The organism is Silicimonas algicola (assembly GCF_003970735.1).
In the GTDB taxonomy this organism is placed as follows: Bacteria; Pseudomonadota; Alphaproteobacteria; order Rhodobacterales; family Rhodobacteraceae; genus Silicimonas; species Silicimonas algicola.
In genome coordinates, this window is the sequence record NZ_CP034588.1 from 3,745,328 (window position 1) to 3,762,122 (window position 16,795).

Below are 16,795 nucleotides of genomic sequence, written 5' to 3' on the forward strand. Positions count from 1 at the left end.
GGGCTTCGCTTGGGATTCAGCGGCCGTGCGAGCGATCGTAGCCGCTGACCTCGGGCGAGGCCCACCCTTCGGGGGGGTCTCCCTCGAAGACTTCGACTAGGAGCGGATGACACGCTGCGACGTCGGACGAATGTTCGCCGCCGCAATCGCCGCCCGGACAGGCGGAGAGAGCCCCAAGAAGGTCGATCTCGGCAAATAGCGTAAGCCTGTCCCCCGGCCTGACCGGCGACGCCTTCATGAAATACTGGCCGGTGTCCCGCGTAAACCCCGTGCACATGAATACGTTAAGAACGTCGTGAACGTGACGCTCCGCGTCGTTCAAGGCCATGCCCAGTTCGTCCGCCAGCGCCCGCGTCAAGTTCGAATGACAGCAGCGATGATAGGTCGTGCCCGACAATAGCTGCCCCGTGTAGGGGTCGCAGCGCGTTCCGATGACGTCGTGTACGCCGCCTCCGTCCGCGTCGATCCCGTACCAGCCAAGCGTGTCCTCGATCAGCGTCGCCATCGGCCGCAGATAGGGCAGCACCGACCACAGGCGGTCTCCCGTCGTCACATGTGTGCCGTGAAGCGCCCGGGTCTTTCCCGAGAACAACCTCTCGGACAGAGCGCCCGCGTTCCAGAGGTTCAGATCCCCCACTTGCGGACCTTCGACTGAGACGATGCGAAAGACTCCGCCCGCCGGAACGCGAAAGCAACGAGCCTCGCGGGGTGGGACGAGCATCTCTCCCGTCTTCGCATAGCCTGAAAGAGCCGCCAGTTTTGCCGCCACACCGGCATCGGGAAGCGTCTCGGGCGGGTACACGACGACGGGCTTGGCGGAGCGGCGTCGGTCGGCGTCAGAGGGAGTGCTATTCATTCCGGTCCAGTGCATGCCTTCGGCCAAAGCGTCGCCACAGTGGCCTGATGTCCATCGCGGCGATCGCGATGCCCAAAGGTATCATCCAGAAGCCGAGGATGGGAAGAAATCCCAGAAAGCCCAACGCGATGACGACCAACCCGACGAGCCAACGCAGACCGACAGGGATATGACGTCTCACCCATAGCCGTGTCCTCGCAACCATGCGGACGAGCTTGTTCTTGACTGTCATGCTACTTCTCGGCTCCCTTCGCCAGACAGAGATAGAGTGCGGCACCCCGACGCCCAAGGTCACATGGCCGACTTTTCCATCCGCTCAGGCGCCAACCCGCCACCCGACTGGACCGAACTGCACGCCCTTCTCGTGGCAGCCTTCAAGGTGATGGAGGGGAAAATCGACCCGCCCTCGTCCCTGGGGACGATGACCGCCGGCAGTCTGCGGATGAAGGCCGGAAAGGAATTCCTGGTACTGGCCGAGAAGGACGAGCGTCTGGTCGGTTGCGGCTTCGGAACCGCCAGCGATAAAGCCTTCTACCTCTCGAAGATCGCCGTTGCTCCGTCGATGCAGGGTCAGCATATCCTGCGCCGGATGCTGCCCCTGTTCGAAAACGAAGCGCGGCGGCTTGGATGTGACGCACTGACCCTGCAAAGCCGTGTAGAGATGACCGAGACCCATGCTGCCTTCGAGGCTTTGGGCTTCCGAAAGGTCTCTGGATCGTCTCACCCAGGCTTTGACAGGACGACAAGCTGGCACTTCCGCAAGGCGGTGTGACGGCCCCGCGAGGGGCCGCCACGAGGTATTCACGCAGGGACGGGGTCGGCCTTGGGTCGTCGCCAGGGAAGGGACCGGGGAAGGCCGGAGCCACGCCATTCTTCGTTCCGCGTCAGCCACATCGTCAGGGCAAGCGCCACGAAGGCGAGGGTCGATCCTGCCAGCATGGCCTGATCCTCACTCTGGAGGATGAGGTACAGAACCCCGTAGACCGCGACGAGGACGCCGCCCAGCAACCCGGTTTTGCGCCCGAGCTTCAGCGCCGTGGCACCGAAGACGGTAAGAAGCCCGATCGTCGCCCCGGCGGCAAGAAGGTAGGCCGCCCCGAAGCCGATGTGTTCGGCGTAGGACACCATGAGCAGGATGAAGACCGACTGCGCAAGCCCGACCATCAGGTACTGGACGGGATGTGCCGGCCTTGACGCCGCGCGGTCGAGGAGGAGAATAGTCAGGAAGGTCAGCGAGATGAACAGGATGCCATAGCGCGACGCCCTCCAGGCCTTCTGGTAGAAGTCGTTCGGCGTCAGGAATCGCGCACCCATCGTGGCACCCGCGCGTGCCTCGGCATCGGGATAGCGCCGTCCCGCCTGCGGCAGCGACCGTGCGAGGTGGGGAACCCTCCAGCTCGCGCTGAACCCCTCGGCCGTCACCTCCCTTTCGTCCGGAAGGAAGTCGCCGAAGAAACTGGGATCGGGCCAGTCGCTTGTCATGCGAAATCGCGTCGTCCGTCCGGTGGCGGCGACGGCGAAGGTGCCGGCGCCGTTGACCCCGAGATCGAGGGTGTAGCCCGACCTGTCGCGCGGGTCGCCCGTCACCGCCACGATGCCGGTGCGCTCCGCATCGCCCCGTGCAACGGGTTCCAGATCGAGAGCGTCTCCGCCCGCGACGAGCGTCGCCTCGCCCCTCAGTCCCCTGTTCGCGTTCAGGAAGATGGTCAGCGTCGCATCGTCCCAGTGCACCTCTTCCGTTTCGGTCGCCTCGGCCTCGGCCTGCGCGGTGTCGAAGTTGAAGGCCATGGCCAGATCGGCCGTATAGACGGGCACCTCGAACAGGCCGCGGCTTCGGATCGAGCTTCGGCTGGTCACGTCTATGTCGAGATCGTCGGGGTAGAGATAGATGGGCGGCCGTGTCTCGGTGACGGTCTCCTCGAAGTGCTCATAGATGACGTTGCCCTTGTCGTCGCGAAGCGTCAGGCCGGTGACGGAATCAACCGCCTCGCGCCGGCGGTCGTAGGTCACCTCTTCCGTTACGGGGATCGTCAGAAGCGGGCCGGAGAAAAGCTGCTCCCCACCCCATTCGCGGCTCAAGTCCGCGATCGTGCCGTCGGAATAGCGCGAGCGCTCCTGCACGATGTCGCTGACGAGGCCCAAAGGAATGAACATCAGAAGGGCGAGCGCGCCCACCATGATGAAGCGCAGGCCTGCGGAATGTGTCACGTCACTGTCCTTTCGTATCGTTTCTTCCGCCACGTCTGACGGCAGCTCCGCGCAATCGCCGTTGCGAAAGCGTGGACGAAGGGATCAGCGGTCGTGCATCTATGAGGAGGAGTTGCGCAGGCAGACGGTAGGCGCGCCGCCCTCTTCGGGGCAGGTGCGCGCGCCGCACGACGCGCAGACCCAGTCACCCGCCGCGCGGTCCTCCCGCCAGCGGCAGAGCCGGGTCAGCGAGGTTGTGCGCCGCATCCACCACAGATAGGCGAACGTGCCGGCGAGAAGAACGAGGGCGAGGACGACCATCGTCCAGATATGTCCCGCGCCAGCCGCGGGCGCAACCGGACCTCAGCGCTCGAAGGCCTCGACGCACAGCACAGTCGGCAGGTGGCGCGCGGCCTCGATCCAGCTTTCGCCTTCGTCGGCCGAGGCGAAGATCGAGCCCGAGTTGGTGCCGAAATAGACGCCGGCCGGGCTTTGGCGGTCCCCGGCCATCGCCTGCCGCAGGACGGTGAAATAGCAGTTCTGCTGAGGCAGCCCGTCGCGCTTCGCGGTCCAGGTGTCCCCGCCGTCGCGCGACGTCCAGACCGCGGCGCTGGCGTCGGGCGGAAAGCGTCCCTCGGTGTCGCCGTTGAGCGGAATGGTCCAGATCGTGTCGCGGTCCGTCGGGTGGACGCGGATCGGAAAGCCGAAGGTCGACGGCAGCCCCTCGGTGATATCGTCCCAGCTTCGTCCGCCGTCCCGGCTTCGGAACACGCCGTGGTGGTTCTGCTGGTAAAGCGTGTCCGCATCTCCCGGCGCCCGCATCATGTTGTGGACGCAGTGCCCGGTCTCGCCGTCCTGCCCCGCCGCCGGATGGTCGTGATGCGCGTGAGCCTCTTCGTTCGACATGCGATTGCGCCGCTCCCAGGAGCCGCCGCCGTCCTCTGACGCAAAGACGCCCGCCGCAGACACGGCAAGCCACAGTTTCTTCGGCACGCCCGGATCGGTGACGATGGTGTGCAGGGTCAGCCCGGCCGCGCCGGGGTTCCAGCTTTCGCGACCCTCGAAGTCGGCAAAGGCGTCGTTGCGCGTCCAGGACTTTCCCCCGTCGGAGGATTCGAACAGCTGCGCAGGCTTCGCCCCGGTCCACACCTTCCCGTGGGCCGCGTGGAGCGACCACAGGGCGTCGACCGTGCCGTCCTCGAACAGGGGCTCGCGCTTTTCCCACCCGAACATGCGCGCCATGTCGGGGTCGTTCGCGAACCATTTGTCCATCTGACCGTCGGTGAACTTCGCCAGCTCCCAGGTTTCGCCGCCGTCCTCGGACCGCCAGACGCCCGCACCGAACCATTCGTTGCCGCCCGCCGCCCAGAGCATCCCGGTCTCGGGATCGCCCACGGCGTGATTGATGGGCCAGAGGCCGCAGTGCGGCCCGGACACCGTCCAGGTCTGGCGATCGTCGGACGACAAGAGGAACGCACCTTTCGTCGTTCCTACAAGCAGGGTCACGGTCATGGCGTCTCTCTCTGATCGACTGACGGGCGAGTCGGTTGATCCAGATCATGATCCGGAGGCCCTGGCTTGGCTAGAAGCCTCTTTCATGGAAATATTCGCACTTGAGAATGCGTTGGAGGCCTACGGCGAGGGCACCGTCCTTGCGGCGGCCGGCCTCACCGTGGGCCTCGTCTTCGGGGCGGCGGCGCAACGATCCCGCTTCTGCCTTCGCGCAGCGACCGTCGAGGTGTTTGCGAGGCGGCCCGGCGAGAGGATGGCTGTCTGGCTTCTGGTCTTCTTCTCGGCGCTAGCGGCGACGCAGGGCGCGATCGTCGCGGGGTGGCTCGACGTGTCGGGCGCAAGGCAGATCGCGGCCGAGGGCAGCATGAGCGGGGCCATTGCAGGCGGACTGATGTTCGGCGCCGGGATGATCCTCGCCCGCGGATGCGCAAGTCGCCTGCTGGTCCTGTCGGGCACGGGAAACATGCGCGCCCTCGTCACCGGTCTAGTGGTGACACTGGTGGCGCAGGCGTCCTATCGCGGCGTCCTTGCTCCGCTTCGCGAGGACATCTCACGGATATGGACAGTCGCCGGCGGCGCTGACCGCGATCTTGCGTCCCTCGCTGGCCTCGGTCACGGCAGCGTCGTCCTCTTCGCGCTCACGGGCCTCGCCGCTGCGGCAGCATTGGCCCTTGCTTCGCACACCGGCTTGGGAACGGCCTTCGCCGCCGTCGTCACCGGGCTTGCCGTGGCGCTTGGCTGGCTGGCCACCTGGGCCGTGGCGTCGACCTCTTTCGAGGTCGTCCCGATCTCCTCCGTCACCTTCACGGGTCCGTCGACCGACACACTGATGGCGCTTGTAACGCAACCGGACCTGCCTCTGTCCTTCGGCATCGGCCTCGTCCCCGGCGTCTTTCTCGGTTCGCTGGCGATGGCGGTCCTTCGGCACGAGTGGCGCATCGAACGCTTCGGCCCGGACACCCCGATGGAGACCTATCTGCTGGGTGCAGTCCTCATGGGCTTCGGCGCGATGTTGGCCGGGGGATGCGCCGTCGGCGCGGGAGTGTCCGGCGGGGCGATCCTGTCGCTGACCGCCTGGGTCGCCGCCGTCTCGATGTGGGCCGGATCCTTTGCCATGCAGGCGATCCTCAGGGTGGCGGACGCCCGCAGGACCGCCGCCGCCTGACGCGTCAGACGATCCGCTCGACCATCATCTTCTTGATTTCCTGGATCGCCTTGGCCGGGTTCAGCCCCTTGGGACAGGTCTTGGCGCAGTTCATGATCGTGTGGCAGCGGTACAGCTTGAACGGATCCTCGAGGTCGTCCAGCCGCTCACCCGTGGCCTCGTCGCGGCTGTCGATGATCCAGCGGTACGCGTGGAGAAGCGCCGCAGGCCCGAGATAGCGGTCGCCGTTCCACCAGTAGGACGGGCACGAGGTGGAGCAGCAGGCGCACATAACGCACTCGTAGAGACCGTCCAGCTTCCGCCGGTCGTCGATCGACTGCTTCCATTCCTTCTGCGGGCGGTTCGTCTTGGTCTCGAGCCACGGCATGATCGAGGCGTGCTGCGCGTAGAAGAGTGTCAGGTCCGGGATCAGGTCCTTGATGACCGGCATGTGCGGCAGCGGATAGATGCGGATGTCGCCCTTGATCTCGTCGTGGCCATAGATGCAGGCCAGCGTGTTGATGCCGTCGATGTTCATCGCGCAGGACCCGCAAATCCCCTCGCGGCACGACCGGCGGAAGGTCAGCGTCGGGTCGATCTCGGTCTTGATCTTGATGAGGACATCCAGGACCATCGGGCCGCATGTGTCCATGTCGACGAAATAGGTATCGACGCGCGGGTTCTCACCGTCGTCGGGATTCCAGCGGTAGACCATCACCTTGCGGACGTCCTTCGCCCCCTCCGGCCGGGGCCATGTCTTGCCGACGCGGATCGTCGAATTCTTGGGAAGGGTCAGTTGAACCATGGCACACTCTCCTTAACGCAGTCCGCCCAGGAGGACGGGAAGCCCCTCGGTCGCGAGGCACTGGATGGTGCCCTGGCGCGAGAGGATGATCGATACGATCTCGACCGTGTTCGCCGTCGGCCCGGTCACCGCGTCCGCGGCCAGTGACAGAAGCTCTCGCGAGTTGGCGTTGTCGATGATGCAGTCCGTCGCAGGCTCGAGAGGGATGCCCGGAAAGCGCTGCTCCAAGACCGGTCGCACGGCGTTGCGTGCCGCATCGCGGGTGATCTCGTCCTGCTGCTGCGGCGTGCAGGCGGCGAGGAAGATCAAGGCCAGAATACGAAGCTTCATGCTGTTTTCCTTATTCTTGCGTAACCGGCTAATTCTTCTGCCTTGTCTATGATGACCCGGGCCCGGGCATCGAAGGAGTGGGTCTCGCGCATCGACAGCGCCAGCGCGCGTCTTTCAGAGCGGCGATCCTCGTCCTCTTCGGCGATGGACCGCGCCGCATCACGCACCTGTTGCGCATCGCGGACCTGGTGGACGAAGGGCGCTATGTCATCCGGCAGCCAGGAGACCGGGTCGGAGATGACCGGCGTCCCGCAGGCGAGGGCGTCGAAAATACGGTTGGACGGAATGCCGAGACGGCTCATGTCGGGACGGTGATCGTTCAGGACGATCTGGGACGTCGCATAGACCGCGCCAAGTTCATCCTGCTCCAAACGCTCTCCCTTGGCGAAGTCGGCGGCCGGGCTTTCGGCCCAGCCTCTGCCCCACAATTGCAGCGGCAGCCCCGCGCGCATTGCCTGACGCACGATAGGACGGCGAAACCGCTTGGAGATTCCCACGAAGGTTGCGCCTTCGCGCGGCGCGCCTTCATCAGGCGGTCCCATGCGGGTGGCGTCGAAGGCCTGAGGCAGCAGGGTGACGAAATCGGGCCCGTAGATCATGGCGATCTCGTCCTTCAGCGGCTGACCTGCCGCAAAGACATGGTCCGCACCAAGCGCATCCTGACGAAGCGCGCCCAGATCGTCGCCATACAAGGCCCAGAAAAGGGTCAGATGACCAAACCGCCGCTCGTAGGATGTGTCGCCGCGCAACACGATATCGATCTGGTCGCTTGGCCCCGGTGCATGCCAGTCCCGCACGGTGCGGATTTCGGCAAAGTGCCCGGCGCGCTCAAGGGCTTCGGCCAGAGAGACCGCGAAGGCATGGTCGCCCCACGAGGCTTGGGCGCGCGGTTTGGGAACTGGCGTCTGGATGCGGAACGACAAGGCTCCCTCGGCCGGGAGAGGAGCGATGTACCGACGGTAGGGTTCGATGGCCGCCGCCGCGAGAAATGCCGTCAGGCCGAGGTCTTCGAATGTCATGTCGCCGTAGCGCGCAATGATTTCGTCGCGCTTCTCCGACAGCACGCGGTTCGTGACGTCCAGCCCCGTGATGACCACGAGGCCCGACGGCGGTGTGTCGAAGGTCCGGACGTTCAAGTCCGGACGGTAAGCGCGAAGGATCGGAAGCAGCTTCCAGACGTCTCCAGTCCACGAGCGGGTGACGCGGCGGTCCCCGTCGCGACGCGCTCCCGCCGAACTGAAGGGCACGCAATCGTGCAGCACGATCATCCCATCGGCCGCCATATGGTGTTCGGTATTGATGAAGTCGTCCAGGAGGTACTCGAAGAGATGCATACCGTCGAGAAACGCGAGATCGATTGTTACGCCGAGACGGTCGAGCAGACCCGAGGCGAAGAACGCCTCGCTCGTCGTCTGCTGGAGAATTAGCCCGGGCTTGCCGCCCATCACATCTGCTTCGATCCGGAAAGCGGGATCGACAGCGACGGAGAGACATTTCGCAAGCCCGAGTGAAGCACCGCTTTCGGTCCCGATCTCAAGGTAGGCCTTCGGTTTGAGCCTTTGATGCAACTCATGAAGCAGGGCGAAGTAATGGGTCCGTCCCAGGACCGGAAAACCCTCGTCCGGCACGAGGTTCAACTCGTCCCGGATCTTGCCGATCAGCGTCGGGAAATGCGCCATGCCGCCTGCCCTCCTACCCCAGCACCAGCGGCCGGATCGGGCCTTGCCCGGTCTCGCGGCGCACGCAGTCCTCGTAGACCTGGTAGGGGTCGAGCCCGCGAAGGTAGTCGCTCGTCACCCCGATCTCGAGCCGCGAGTCGACCTTGCCGCCCGTTCCGATGCCGATGCCGATTTCCCCGGTAGGTCCCGTGGCAGCCCGCGCCTTGTCCTCGCAGACCTCGGCGGCACGCTCGGGCGACAGGGGACCGCAGGCGGCAAGAATCATGAGCGCCGGAAGAAGGAGCACGACTCTCATTCTAATAGCGCCACGTTGTTCGCCGCGATGCATGTCTGCACCTCTTCCCGCGTCAGCATGTCCTGAACCAGGGCGACCGCCTCGATCGAGGGGTTGCGCGCGTCGTCCGTGGACAGGGTCAGGAGTTCATCGAACTTCGCATGGTCTCGGACGCAGGTCGCCACGGGCGCGCGGTCCACACCGGGCTGAAGCGTGACGAGCGTGGCCGAGGCGACCTGTTCGGCCAGCTCCTCGACTGTGGATTCCGGCTGCGGCGCGCAGGCGGCCAGCGCAACGACGGCGATGAGAAGCAGCCGCATCAGTAGACCCTCGCCTTGGGCGCGATACGTTTCAGGTCGATCCCGCCTTCGTCGCTCGTCGTCAGCGGGTCGAGGTGGACAGGACGGTAATCCAGCCGAACGTCGGCGCCCTCTACCCAGGCCAGCGTGTGCTTGCGCCAGGTTTGGTCGTCGCGGTCGGGATAGTCCTCGTGCGCATGAGCGCCGCGCGATTCCTTCCGCGCCTCGGCACTGACGATCGTCGCCAGCGCATTCGGCATCAGGTTCGCCAGCTCCAGCGTCTCCATCAGGTCGCTGTTCCAGATCAGGCTCCGGTCGGTCACCTTGATGTCGTCCATCTTGCGCGCGACGGAGTCCATCTTCTCGACGCCCTCGGCAAGCGTCCTGTCGGTGCGGAACACCGCCGCATCGGCCTGCATCGTCTTCTGCATCTCTAGCCTCAGCTCGGCCGTGGGGACCGTTCCGTCAGCATGGCGGAAACGGTCGAAGCGGTCGAGCGCGGCGTCGATCGAAGCCTGATTGAGCGACGGATTGCCGCCGGTGCGGTCGACGACCTGCCCCGCCCGGATGGCGGCGGCGCGGCCGAACACCACGAGGTCGATGAGGCTGTTGGACCCGAGCCGGTTGGCGCCGTGAACGCTGGCGCAGCCCGCCTCGCCCACGGCCATCAGGCCGGGAGCGGTCCGTTCCGGGTTCTCGCCGTCGGCGTTCAGAACCTCGCCCCAATAGTTCGTGGGAATGCCGCCCATGTTGTAGTGAACGGTCGGGATCACCGGGATCGGCTCCTTCGTCAGGTCGACGCCCGCGAAGATCTTGGCCGACTCGCTGATGCCCGGAAGACGCTCGTGCAGCGTCTCGGGCGGCAGGTGGTTCAGGTGCAGGTGGATGTGGTCCCCCTCCGTTCCGACGCCCCGCCCCTCGCGGATCTCCATCGTCATGCAGCGGCTGACGACGTCGCGCGACGCCAGGTCCTTGTAGGTCGGCGCATAGCGTTCCATGAACCGCTCGCCTTCGGAATTGGTCAGGTATCCGCCCTCGCCCCTGGCGCCTTCGGTGATCAGGCAGCCCGAACCGTAGATGCCGGTCGGGTGAAACTGCACGAATTCCATGTCCTGAAGCGGCAGCCCCGCCCGCGCCACCATGCCCCCACCGTCGCCGGTGCAGGTGTGGGCGCTGGTCGCGCTGAAGTAGGCGCGGCCGTAACCGCCAGTGGCCAGAACGGTCATCTTTGCGTTGAAGACGTGGATCGAGCCGTCGTCGAGACACCACGCCACGACTCCCTGGCAGGTGCCGTCCTCGGACATGATGAGGTCGAGCGCGAAATACTCGATGAAAAACTCGGCATTGTTCTTCAGCGACTGACCATAGAGCGTGTGCAGGATCGCGTGCCCGGTCCGGTCGGCGGCGGCGCAGGTGCGCTGCACGGGTGGGCCTTCGCCGAACTCGGTGGTGTGGCCGCCGAAGGGCCGCTGATAGATACGCCCCTCCTCGGTGCGCGAGAATGGCACGCCGTAATGTTCCAACTCGTAGACCGCCTTCGGCGCTTCCCGTGCGAGGTATTCCATCGCGTCGGTGTCGCCCAGCCAGTCCGACCCCTTCACGGTGTCGTACATGTGCCACTGCCAGTGGTCGGGACCCATGTTGCCCAGGGACGCCGCGATCCCACCCTGCGCCGCCACCGTGTGCGACCGCGTCGGGAAGACCTTGGTGATGCAGGCCGTCCGCAGGCCCTGCTCGGCCATGCCGAGCGTCGCACGCAAGCCGGATCCTCCTGCGCCGACGACGATGCAGTCGTACTCGTGTGTCTCGTAGTCGTAAGCGGCCATGTCGTTACCTCAGAGCGCGATCTTGGCGATGGCGAAGACGCCGGCGGCGGCGGCGGCATAGGACAGCACCGTCGTCAGGATGATCGCCCATTCCCGCCCGGGCTGGTCGACATAGTCCTCGATCACAACCTGGATGCCGTTCTTGAAATGCATGAACCCGGTCATGATCATCAGAGCCGCCACGATCGCCGGGAAGGGCTGCGAGAAATAGACGATGACCTCGAGATGGGGACGCCCGAGCATCGGGCCGAAGGTGAAGACGAACAACGGCGTCAAAAGGAGGAGCGCCACGCTCGACTTGGTCATCGTCCAATGCCGGTGGGTGCCCTCGCGGGCCGAACCATGGCCCGTCGCACGTTTGAGATCGGTCAGATAGGACATCGCCACTCTCCTCAAACGGCCAGGACGGTCAGGATCGTCATGGCGACCGAGGCGACGATGACCACGATGCCAAGCCGCTCGGCCGTCTCGATTTCCAGCCCGCGCCCGCTGTCCCAGTAGAGATGCCTCAGCCCCGCCAGCGCATGATACCAAAGCGCCCAGGCCGACACGACCATGACGAGATCGCCGAGGAAGGACGTGATCACGCCGTCGGCGGTCGCAAAGGAGTCTGCGGACGTGGCCGCGGCGAGGAACCACCACACGACCAAGATCGCCGCCACGCCAAGACCCGTGCCGGCGATGCGGTTCGCGATGGACGTCATCGACGTGATCTGGGGCCTGTAGTACGGCCCGATCATGAACGGAGAAAGGGGGCGCTTGCCTCTGAGGTCATCTGCCATGTCTCCAGCTCCTTCTGGTGGCGGCGTTGGGTTGTCATAGCACTGTGGTCAGCCGTGTCACGCCTCTGCGGCGCCGCGGCGCAGCAAATATCGCTAACAGTCGCGAGAATTCTAGCCTTGTGATCACACGCAGAATTCCTGCGATCACAAAACCACCCTTTCCGTCACACAGGCATCAGGGCCCAGTAGTCGAGGTCCAGAAGAACGCCCGGCAGATACTTGCCGCCCTCTGTCCTCAATTGTCCCGCTGGCGCCTCCGGCTTGTGAGCGACAAGACGCAGACGAACGGCGCCCACGCCCGGCGCTGCCGTCTCCGCCTTCTCCAGAACCTCGGACCAGGCGCAGACCGTGTCGCCCGCAAACAGCGGGCTGACATGCGCCCCGCCGTTCAGCGCCACGAGGATCTGCGCATTCGCAAGACCGTTGAACGAGAGCGCACGAGCCAGGCTTATGACGTGTCCGCCATAGATCAGGCGGCGTCCGTCGTCGCGGTGCGTGGCGTCGAAATGAACCTTCGCGGTGTTCTGCCATAGCCGCGTCGCCAACATGTGCTCGGCGTCCTCGACGGTCACGCGGTCGACATGGTCGATGGTCTCGCCGACGTCGTAGTCGCCCCACCTGTGCGGTTCACCGGCGAGAGCGAAGTCGTACCCCGTGAAATCCAGGCCACCGGGCACGATCAAACGGTCCGCACTCACCATCGGCGACAGCGTCGGCACCGTCGGCTCGGGCGCCGGCGCGCCCGGGTCCCGCTTTCGGACCATGACCCACCGGACATACTCCAGCACGGGGTCGCCCTCCCCGGCCCGCCCGGTCGTACGCACCCAGACCACGCCCGTTGTCCCGTTCGAGTTCTCCTTGAGCCCGATCACCTCGGAGGTTGCCGTCAGGGTTTCGCCCGTCACCACCGGCCTCAGCCAGCGGCCTTCGGCGTATCCGAGGTTTGCAACCGCATTCAGCGAGACGTCGGGAACCGTCTTTCCGAAGACCGTGTGAAATACGAGAAGGTCGTCGAGAACCCCGCGTGGCAGACCGCAGGCCTCTGCGAAATCGTCCGAGGAATGGATCGCGTGCCGCTGCGGATAAAGCGCGTGGTAGAGCGCACGTTCGCCACCGCTCAGGGTCCGCGGCACGGCGTGGCGGATCGTCTCGCCAAGCCTGTAGTCCTCGAAGAACCGACCGGGGTTCGTCTTCACCTCAGGCTCCGAAAGGGACGTACCCCAGCCACCAATGGATTCCGGAGATCACGGCGTAGACGACGAGGGTGATGACGGCCAGCCGGACGTCGCCGGCGAAGCTGCCCCCGTCGTATGGGACGTACTCGTGCTCGGCCCGGTTCACGAGGATCATCTCGAGAAGCGCCCAGGCGATCAGCCCGCCGAACAGGACGAAGGACGGAACGTCGCCGTTCACCAGAAGATGCGCGACGCCCCAGACGATCAGGCCCGTCAGCATCGGATGCCGCATCTTTCCGCGCAGCCGGCTTTTCGAGTTGCCGACCCCGAACAGCGCGACCGCGACGACCATGAGAAGGTTGTTGATCCCGACCATCGCACCGGTCCGGCCCCAGTAGACCGCGCCGTCGGCCGACCGATAACCCAGCACCATCAGGACCACGGACAAGAGGATGAGAGCCGCGATCAGCCCCTTCGATCCGTCGCCCATCTTGTCCTGAAGGACCGCGCGCGCGCCGGGCGCAAGCCGTTTCACCAGGTGGGCGCCCGCCCACAGCAGCAGTCCGAGGATGAGAAGTGTCATGGTTCCGATCTTTCCCGGATCGCGTCGGCCCGTGCAAGGACGGCTTTCGCGGTCTCGACATGAAGGTTCTCGACGATCCGGCCGTCCACGACCGCCACGGCCTGCCCTTCGGCCAGTGCGGCGTCATGGGCGGCGATCTGACGTTCGGCCAGGTCGATCTGGTCCGGCGACGGGGCGAAGACCCGATTGGCGGCCTCGACCTGCGACGGATGGATCAGGGACTTCCCGTCCATGCCGAGCGCGCGTCCCTGGATCGCCTCGGCTTCGAAGCCCGCCTCGTCGCGAAACCCGTTGAAGACGCCGTCGACGCAGACGAGGCCCGCCGCCCGCGCCGCCAGGAGGCACATCTGGATGGCCGTCATCAGCGCTGCGCGGTCGCCGCCGGTCTCGCAACCGATGTCCTTGGCAAGGTCGTTCGTGCCAAGGACGAAGCCGGCGACACCCGGCGTGTCGGCGATCTCGAGCGCATTCAGCGCGCCCCGGGGCGTCTCCATCATGCACCAGACCGGCAGCCCCGGCGTCAGAGAGGACAGGGCTTCGATCTGGCCCCGCGACTCGGCCTTGGGAATGAGCACACCGTCACAGCCCATGTCCGCGACGGCGCGCGCATCGTCTTCGCCCCAGGGTGTGGCGAGCCCGTTGATCCGGACGAGACGGACCCGGTGGCCATAGCCGCCCGAGGCCAGTTCGGTCCGCAAGGTCTCGCGCGCGGCCTGCTTTTCGTTCGGCGCAACGGCGTCCTCGAGATCGAAGATGATGGCGTCAACCGGCAGGCTCCGCGCCTTGTCCAGCGCACGAGGCTTCGAGCCGGGGATATACAGCACTGACCTGTACAGGCGCATCGAGACATTTTCTCCGCAACAAAATTGCGCGAAACCTGCACCGCGACGCATTTTTCCGCAAGGCAATTCATGCCGCAACGCAGAATAGCGACAATTCTTCGCAAATTCCATGTCGTTGCCTCTGCACGGAAGATCTGTCGTTTGGCGCTGCCAACGTTGCCGATGCCGGGACGCAGGGCACGAAGGGTTAACCTCATTTTCGTTTTCCCGGTCTCAGACTGGTCACGCTTCGCCCCCAGACCTCGGGGCCTCATCCGAGGGGACATTGGTCCCCTGAAAGGACAGAGATGAAAACAAAGCTTGCCACTCTCGCTCTCGCGGCCCTTTTGCCGTCCGCCGCCCTCGCGCAATCGCAGAACTGCGCGAGCCGGGACGCCGTCCTGGAACGGCTCTCCTCCCGCTACGGCGAAAGCCGCCAGTCGATCGGAATGGCGACGCAGGGCCGCGTGATGGAAGTCTATGCCTCGCTCGAAACGGGCACCTGGACGATCACGGTCACGCTGCCCAACGGCATCACCTGCCTCGTCGCCAGCGGACAAGCCTATGAGCCGCTCGACGAGCCGCGCGAACCCTCCGGCATCCCCAGCTAGGTCAGCGCATCCCAGATCAGCTTCCCGCCGGTCAGCGTCAGCAGCAGGTAGGTGATCCCGAAGTAGACCCGCTCGGGTATCGCGTCGTGTGCCTTGACCCCGATCAGCACGCCTACAAGGGCAGCCGGCCACAGGTACAGGCCGGCCGTCAGCGACGCCTGCGAGAAGATGCCCAGATAGGCATAGGGGATCGCCTTTGCGGCGTTCAGCACCCAGAAGACGACGACCGTGCTCGCCTGGTATTCTGTCTTGGTGATCGGTCGCGACAACAGGTAGACCGCCGCGGGCGGACCGCCCGCGTGGCTGATGAAGCTGGTGAACCCCGCCGCAGCGCCAGCGATCAGCCCTGCGACTGTGCCCGCAGGTCGCGCCGCCGCCCGGATCCAGCCCCTCCCTCGCGCCAACTGGAACGCGACGAAGCCCACGGCAAGGACCCCGATCAGCAACCGCAGGACGTCGGGGTTGGCGCTGTTCCAGAACAGAGCGCCGATGACGACGCCGGGAATGCCGCCCAGGACAAGAACGCGCACCGCCGACGCCGACCACTTGCCCCAGTAGGCCTTGAGCGCGGCGACATCCATCACCATGAGCAAGGGCAGCATGATCCCCACGGCCAGTTCCGGCGGCAGGATCAGCGCCAGGATCGGCGTCGCCGCAAAGGCCGCGCCCGACCCGAACCCGCCCTTCGAGATGCCAGCGAAAATGACCGCCGGGATGGCCACGGCGAAGAATGTCGCATCGAAGATCATGGCTGCTTCCGCTGGATCGTGAAGGCCCTCTTACCCGCCCCGCGTCCCGACGGAAAGGCCGACCCGCCCGGTCAAGTCCCTTGCGCCGCATCCCGGAGGGGCGTATGGCGCGGGCCCGAACAGACAACGGATCGGAGACCTCCATGCCCAGACCCAAGATCGCGCTCATCGGCGCGGGCCAGATCGGTGGCACTCTCGCGCATCTCGCGGCCCTGAAGGAACTCGGCGACGTCGTCCTGTTCGACATCGCCGAAGGCACGCCTCAGGGCAAGGCGCTCGACATCGCCGAGGCCGGCCCCGCAGAGGGCTTCGACGCGCGCCTCAAGGGCACCAACGACTATGCCGACATTTCGGGCGCGGACGTCTGCATCGTCACTGCCGGCGTGCCGCGCAAACCCGGCATGAGCCGCGACGACCTTCTCGGCATCAACCTCAAGGTGATGAAGGCCGTGGGCGAGGGCATCCGGGTCAACGCTCCCGACGCCTTCGTCATCTGCATCACCAACCCGCTCGACGCGATGGTCTGGGCGCTGCGCGAATACTCGGGCCTGCCGCACAATATGGTCTGCGGCATGGCCGGCGTTCTCGACAGCGCGCGCTTCCGCCATTTCCTGTCGGTCGAATTCGATGTCTCGATGAAGGATGTCACCGCCTTCGTCCTTGGCGGCCACGGCGATACCATGGTGCCGCTCGTGCGCTACTCGACGGTGGCGGGCATTCCGCTTCCCGACCTCATCGAGATGGGCTGGACCACGCAGGAAAAGCTCGACGCCATCGTGCAGCGTACCCGTGACGGCGGCGCCGAGATCGTGGGTCTGCTCGGCAACGGATCGGCCTTCTACGCCCCCGCGACCAGTGCCATCGAGATGGCCGAGGCCTTCCTCAAGGACCAGAAGCGCCTCCTGCCCTGCGCCGCCCACGTCGACGGCGCCTTCGGCCTGAAGGGCATGTACGTCGGCGTGCCGACGATCATCGGGGCCGGCGGCATCGAGCGCGTGGTCGATATCAGGATGGCCAAGAACGAGCAGGCAATGTTCGACAAGTCCGTCGAGGCCGTGAAGGGCCTCGTCGAGGCCTGCCGCAAGATCGACGGCAGCCTGACGTAAGGGTCCGCCGCCCTTCCCGGCCTCGGGGAGGGCGGCCTTTACATCCGGCGTGTCGC

20 protein-coding genes are annotated in these 16,795 nt (G+C 65.6%); 4 read left to right on the forward strand and 16 right to left on the reverse strand.

Annotated features, from left to right (window positions below):
* Positions 1-16 precede the first annotated feature (16 nt).
* Positions 17-856, reverse strand: coding sequence for an urea carboxylase-associated family protein (locus tag EF888_RS18480; RefSeq protein ID WP_109759407.1), 840 nt, complete (start codon positions 854-856; stop codon positions 17-19).
* Positions 857-1,151: 295 nt separating this feature from the next.
* On the opposite strand from EF888_RS18480, the gene EF888_RS18490 reads away from it, so the two are divergent.
* Positions 1,152-1,628, forward strand: a complete 477-nt coding sequence (locus tag EF888_RS18490) for a GNAT family N-acetyltransferase (protein WP_109759405.1) — start codon at positions 1,152-1,154, stop codon at positions 1,626-1,628.
* A 29-nt stretch (positions 1,629-1,657) separates the two neighbouring features.
* Here EF888_RS18490 and creD read toward each other — a convergent pair whose 3' ends face one another.
* The 3 genes from creD to EF888_RS18505 form a co-directional block, all read right to left on the reverse strand.
* On the reverse strand, positions 1,658-3,064 hold the full coding sequence (creD, locus tag EF888_RS18495) for a cell envelope integrity protein CreD (protein ID WP_109759404.1): 1,407 nt from the start codon (positions 3,062-3,064) through the stop codon (positions 1,658-1,660).
* Positions 3,065-3,163: 99 nt separating this feature from the next.
* Positions 3,164-3,364 (reverse strand): hypothetical protein, encoded by a 201-nt coding sequence (locus tag EF888_RS18500; RefSeq protein WP_109759403.1) that lies wholly within the window; start codon positions 3,362-3,364, stop codon positions 3,164-3,166.
* Positions 3,365-3,406: 42 nt separating this feature from the next.
* Positions 3,407-4,555 (reverse strand): WD40/YVTN/BNR-like repeat-containing protein, encoded by a 1,149-nt coding sequence (locus tag EF888_RS18505; protein WP_109759402.1) that lies wholly within the window; start codon positions 4,553-4,555, stop codon positions 3,407-3,409.
* An 85-nt stretch (positions 4,556-4,640) separates the two neighbouring features.
* Here EF888_RS18505 and EF888_RS18510 point away from each other — a divergent pair, with 85 nt between their 5' ends.
* The gene (locus EF888_RS18510) at positions 4,641-5,720 is read left to right on the forward strand and encodes a YeeE/YedE family protein (protein WP_109759401.1); all 1,080 of its coding nucleotides are present in this window, start codon (positions 4,641-4,643) and stop codon (positions 5,718-5,720) included.
* 4 nt (positions 5,721-5,724) lie between these two features.
* On the opposite strand, the gene EF888_RS18515 is transcribed toward EF888_RS18510, so the two are convergent.
* The 11 genes from EF888_RS18515 to EF888_RS18565 all read right to left on the reverse strand — a co-directional run bounded on the left by EF888_RS18515 (position 5,725) and on the right by EF888_RS18565 (position 14,294).
* A complete protein-coding gene (locus EF888_RS18515; RefSeq protein WP_109759400.1) occupies positions 5,725-6,504 on the reverse strand; it encodes a succinate dehydrogenase iron-sulfur subunit in 780 nt (259 codons plus the stop codon).
* Between the two features lie 12 nt (positions 6,505-6,516).
* Positions 6,517-6,834 carry a hypothetical protein gene (locus tag EF888_RS18520; protein WP_109759399.1) on the reverse strand — a complete coding sequence of 106 codons (318 nt, stop codon included), beginning with the start codon at positions 6,832-6,834 and terminating at the stop codon, positions 6,517-6,519.
* Positions 6,831-8,513: a glycosyltransferase family protein gene (locus tag EF888_RS18525; protein WP_109759398.1), complete on the reverse strand. Its 1,683-nt coding sequence runs from the start codon at positions 8,511-8,513 to the stop codon at positions 6,831-6,833. The genes EF888_RS18520 and EF888_RS18525 overlap by 4 nt, the downstream gene beginning before the upstream one ends.
* 13 nt (positions 8,514-8,526) lie before the next feature.
* Positions 8,527-8,808: a hypothetical protein gene (locus EF888_RS18530; protein ID WP_109759397.1), complete on the reverse strand. Its 282-nt coding sequence runs from the start codon at positions 8,806-8,808 to the stop codon at positions 8,527-8,529.
* Entirely contained in the window at positions 8,805-9,107 is a 303-nt protein-coding gene (locus EF888_RS18535; RefSeq protein ID WP_109759396.1) for a hypothetical protein, read from the reverse strand. The genes EF888_RS18530 and EF888_RS18535 overlap by 4 nt, the downstream gene beginning before the upstream one ends.
* Complete coding sequence (gene sdhA, locus EF888_RS18540; protein ID WP_109759395.1) at positions 9,107-10,912, reverse strand: succinate dehydrogenase flavoprotein subunit; 1,806 nt, start codon at positions 10,910-10,912, stop codon at positions 9,107-9,109. The genes EF888_RS18535 and sdhA overlap by 1 nt, the downstream gene beginning before the upstream one ends.
* A 9-nt stretch (positions 10,913-10,921) precedes the next feature.
* Positions 10,922-11,293 (reverse strand): succinate dehydrogenase, hydrophobic membrane anchor protein, encoded by a 372-nt coding sequence (sdhD, locus tag EF888_RS18545; protein ID WP_109759394.1) that lies wholly within the window; start codon positions 11,291-11,293, stop codon positions 10,922-10,924.
* A gap of 11 nt (positions 11,294-11,304) precedes the next feature.
* Complete coding sequence (sdhC, locus tag EF888_RS18550; protein WP_109759393.1) at positions 11,305-11,694, reverse strand: succinate dehydrogenase, cytochrome b556 subunit; 390 nt, start codon at positions 11,692-11,694, stop codon at positions 11,305-11,307.
* Positions 11,695-11,858: 164 nt separating this feature from the next.
* Complete coding sequence (locus EF888_RS18555; protein WP_109759392.1) at positions 11,859-12,890, reverse strand: MaoC family dehydratase; 1,032 nt, start codon at positions 12,888-12,890, stop codon at positions 11,859-11,861.
* 1 nt (position 12,891) lies between these two features.
* Complete coding sequence (locus EF888_RS18560; RefSeq protein ID WP_109759391.1) at positions 12,892-13,452, reverse strand: NnrU family protein; 561 nt, start codon at positions 13,450-13,452, stop codon at positions 12,892-12,894.
* Entirely contained in the window at positions 13,449-14,294 is an 846-nt protein-coding gene (locus EF888_RS18565; RefSeq protein ID WP_241239736.1) for an HpcH/HpaI aldolase/citrate lyase family protein, read from the reverse strand. Before EF888_RS18565 ends, EF888_RS18560 begins: the two co-directional genes overlap by 4 nt.
* 287 nt (positions 14,295-14,581) lie before the next feature.
* Between EF888_RS18565 and EF888_RS18570 the strand changes: the two genes are divergently transcribed.
* Positions 14,582-14,884: a hypothetical protein gene (locus EF888_RS18570; protein ID WP_109759389.1), complete on the forward strand. Its 303-nt coding sequence runs from the start codon at positions 14,582-14,584 to the stop codon at positions 14,882-14,884.
* Here EF888_RS18570 and EF888_RS18575 read toward each other — a convergent pair.
* Positions 14,881-15,633 (reverse strand): sulfite exporter TauE/SafE family protein, encoded by a 753-nt coding sequence (locus EF888_RS18575; protein ID WP_109759388.1) that lies wholly within the window; start codon positions 15,631-15,633, stop codon positions 14,881-14,883. The two genes, EF888_RS18570 and EF888_RS18575, sit on opposite strands and share 4 nt — an antisense overlap.
* A gap of 143 nt (positions 15,634-15,776) precedes the next feature.
* On the opposite strand from EF888_RS18575, the gene mdh reads away from it, so the two are divergent.
* A complete protein-coding gene (gene mdh, locus EF888_RS18580) occupies positions 15,777-16,739 on the forward strand; it encodes a malate dehydrogenase (protein ID WP_109759673.1) in 963 nt (320 codons plus the stop codon).
* Positions 16,740-16,795 lie beyond the last annotated feature (56 nt).

Excerpts from the sequence above, each read along its gene's own strand:
- EF888_RS18480 (WP_109759407.1), bottom strand. The coding sequence starts at position 856 with ATGAATAGCACTCCCTCTGACGCCGACCGACGCCGCTCCGCCAAGCCC.
- EF888_RS18490 (WP_109759405.1), top strand. The coding sequence starts at position 1,152 with ATGGCCGACTTTTCCATCCGCTCAGGCGCCAACCCGCCACCCGACTGG.
- EF888_RS18500 (WP_109759403.1), bottom strand. The coding sequence starts at position 3,364 with ATGGTCGTCCTCGCCCTCGTTCTTCTCGCCGGCACGTTCGCCTATCTG.
- EF888_RS18505 (WP_109759402.1), bottom strand. The coding sequence starts at position 4,555 with ATGACCGTGACCCTGCTTGTAGGAACGACGAAAGGTGCGTTCCTCTTG.
- EF888_RS18510 (WP_109759401.1), top strand. The coding sequence starts at position 4,641 with ATGGAAATATTCGCACTTGAGAATGCGTTGGAGGCCTACGGCGAGGGC.
- EF888_RS18515 (WP_109759400.1), bottom strand. The coding sequence starts at position 6,504 with ATGGTTCAACTGACCCTTCCCAAGAATTCGACGATCCGCGTCGGCAAG.
- EF888_RS18520 (WP_109759399.1), bottom strand. The coding sequence starts at position 6,834 with ATGAAGCTTCGTATTCTGGCCTTGATCTTCCTCGCCGCCTGCACGCCG.
- EF888_RS18525 (WP_109759398.1), bottom strand. The coding sequence starts at position 8,513 with ATGGCGCATTTCCCGACGCTGATCGGCAAGATCCGGGACGAGTTGAAC.
- EF888_RS18530 (WP_109759397.1), bottom strand. The coding sequence starts at position 8,808 with ATGAGAGTCGTGCTCCTTCTTCCGGCGCTCATGATTCTTGCCGCCTGC.
- EF888_RS18535 (WP_109759396.1), bottom strand. The coding sequence starts at position 9,107 with ATGCGGCTGCTTCTCATCGCCGTCGTTGCGCTGGCCGCCTGCGCGCCG.
- sdhA (WP_109759395.1), bottom strand. The coding sequence starts at position 10,912 with ATGGCCGCTTACGACTACGAGACACACGAGTACGACTGCATCGTCGTC.
- sdhD (WP_109759394.1), bottom strand. The coding sequence starts at position 11,293 with ATGTCCTATCTGACCGATCTCAAACGTGCGACGGGCCATGGTTCGGCC.
- sdhC (WP_109759393.1), bottom strand. The coding sequence starts at position 11,694 with ATGGCAGATGACCTCAGAGGCAAGCGCCCCCTTTCTCCGTTCATGATC.
- EF888_RS18560 (WP_109759391.1), bottom strand. The coding sequence starts at position 13,452 with ATGACACTTCTCATCCTCGGACTGCTGCTGTGGGCGGGCGCCCACCTG.
- EF888_RS18565 (WP_241239736.1), bottom strand. The coding sequence starts at position 14,294 with ATGCGCCTGTACAGGTCAGTGCTGTATATCCCCGGCTCGAAGCCTCGT.
- EF888_RS18570 (WP_109759389.1), top strand. The coding sequence starts at position 14,582 with ATGAAAACAAAGCTTGCCACTCTCGCTCTCGCGGCCCTTTTGCCGTCC.
- EF888_RS18575 (WP_109759388.1), bottom strand. The coding sequence starts at position 15,633 with ATGATCTTCGATGCGACATTCTTCGCCGTGGCCATCCCGGCGGTCATT.
- mdh (WP_109759673.1), top strand. The coding sequence starts at position 15,777 with ATGCCCAGACCCAAGATCGCGCTCATCGGCGCGGGCCAGATCGGTGGC.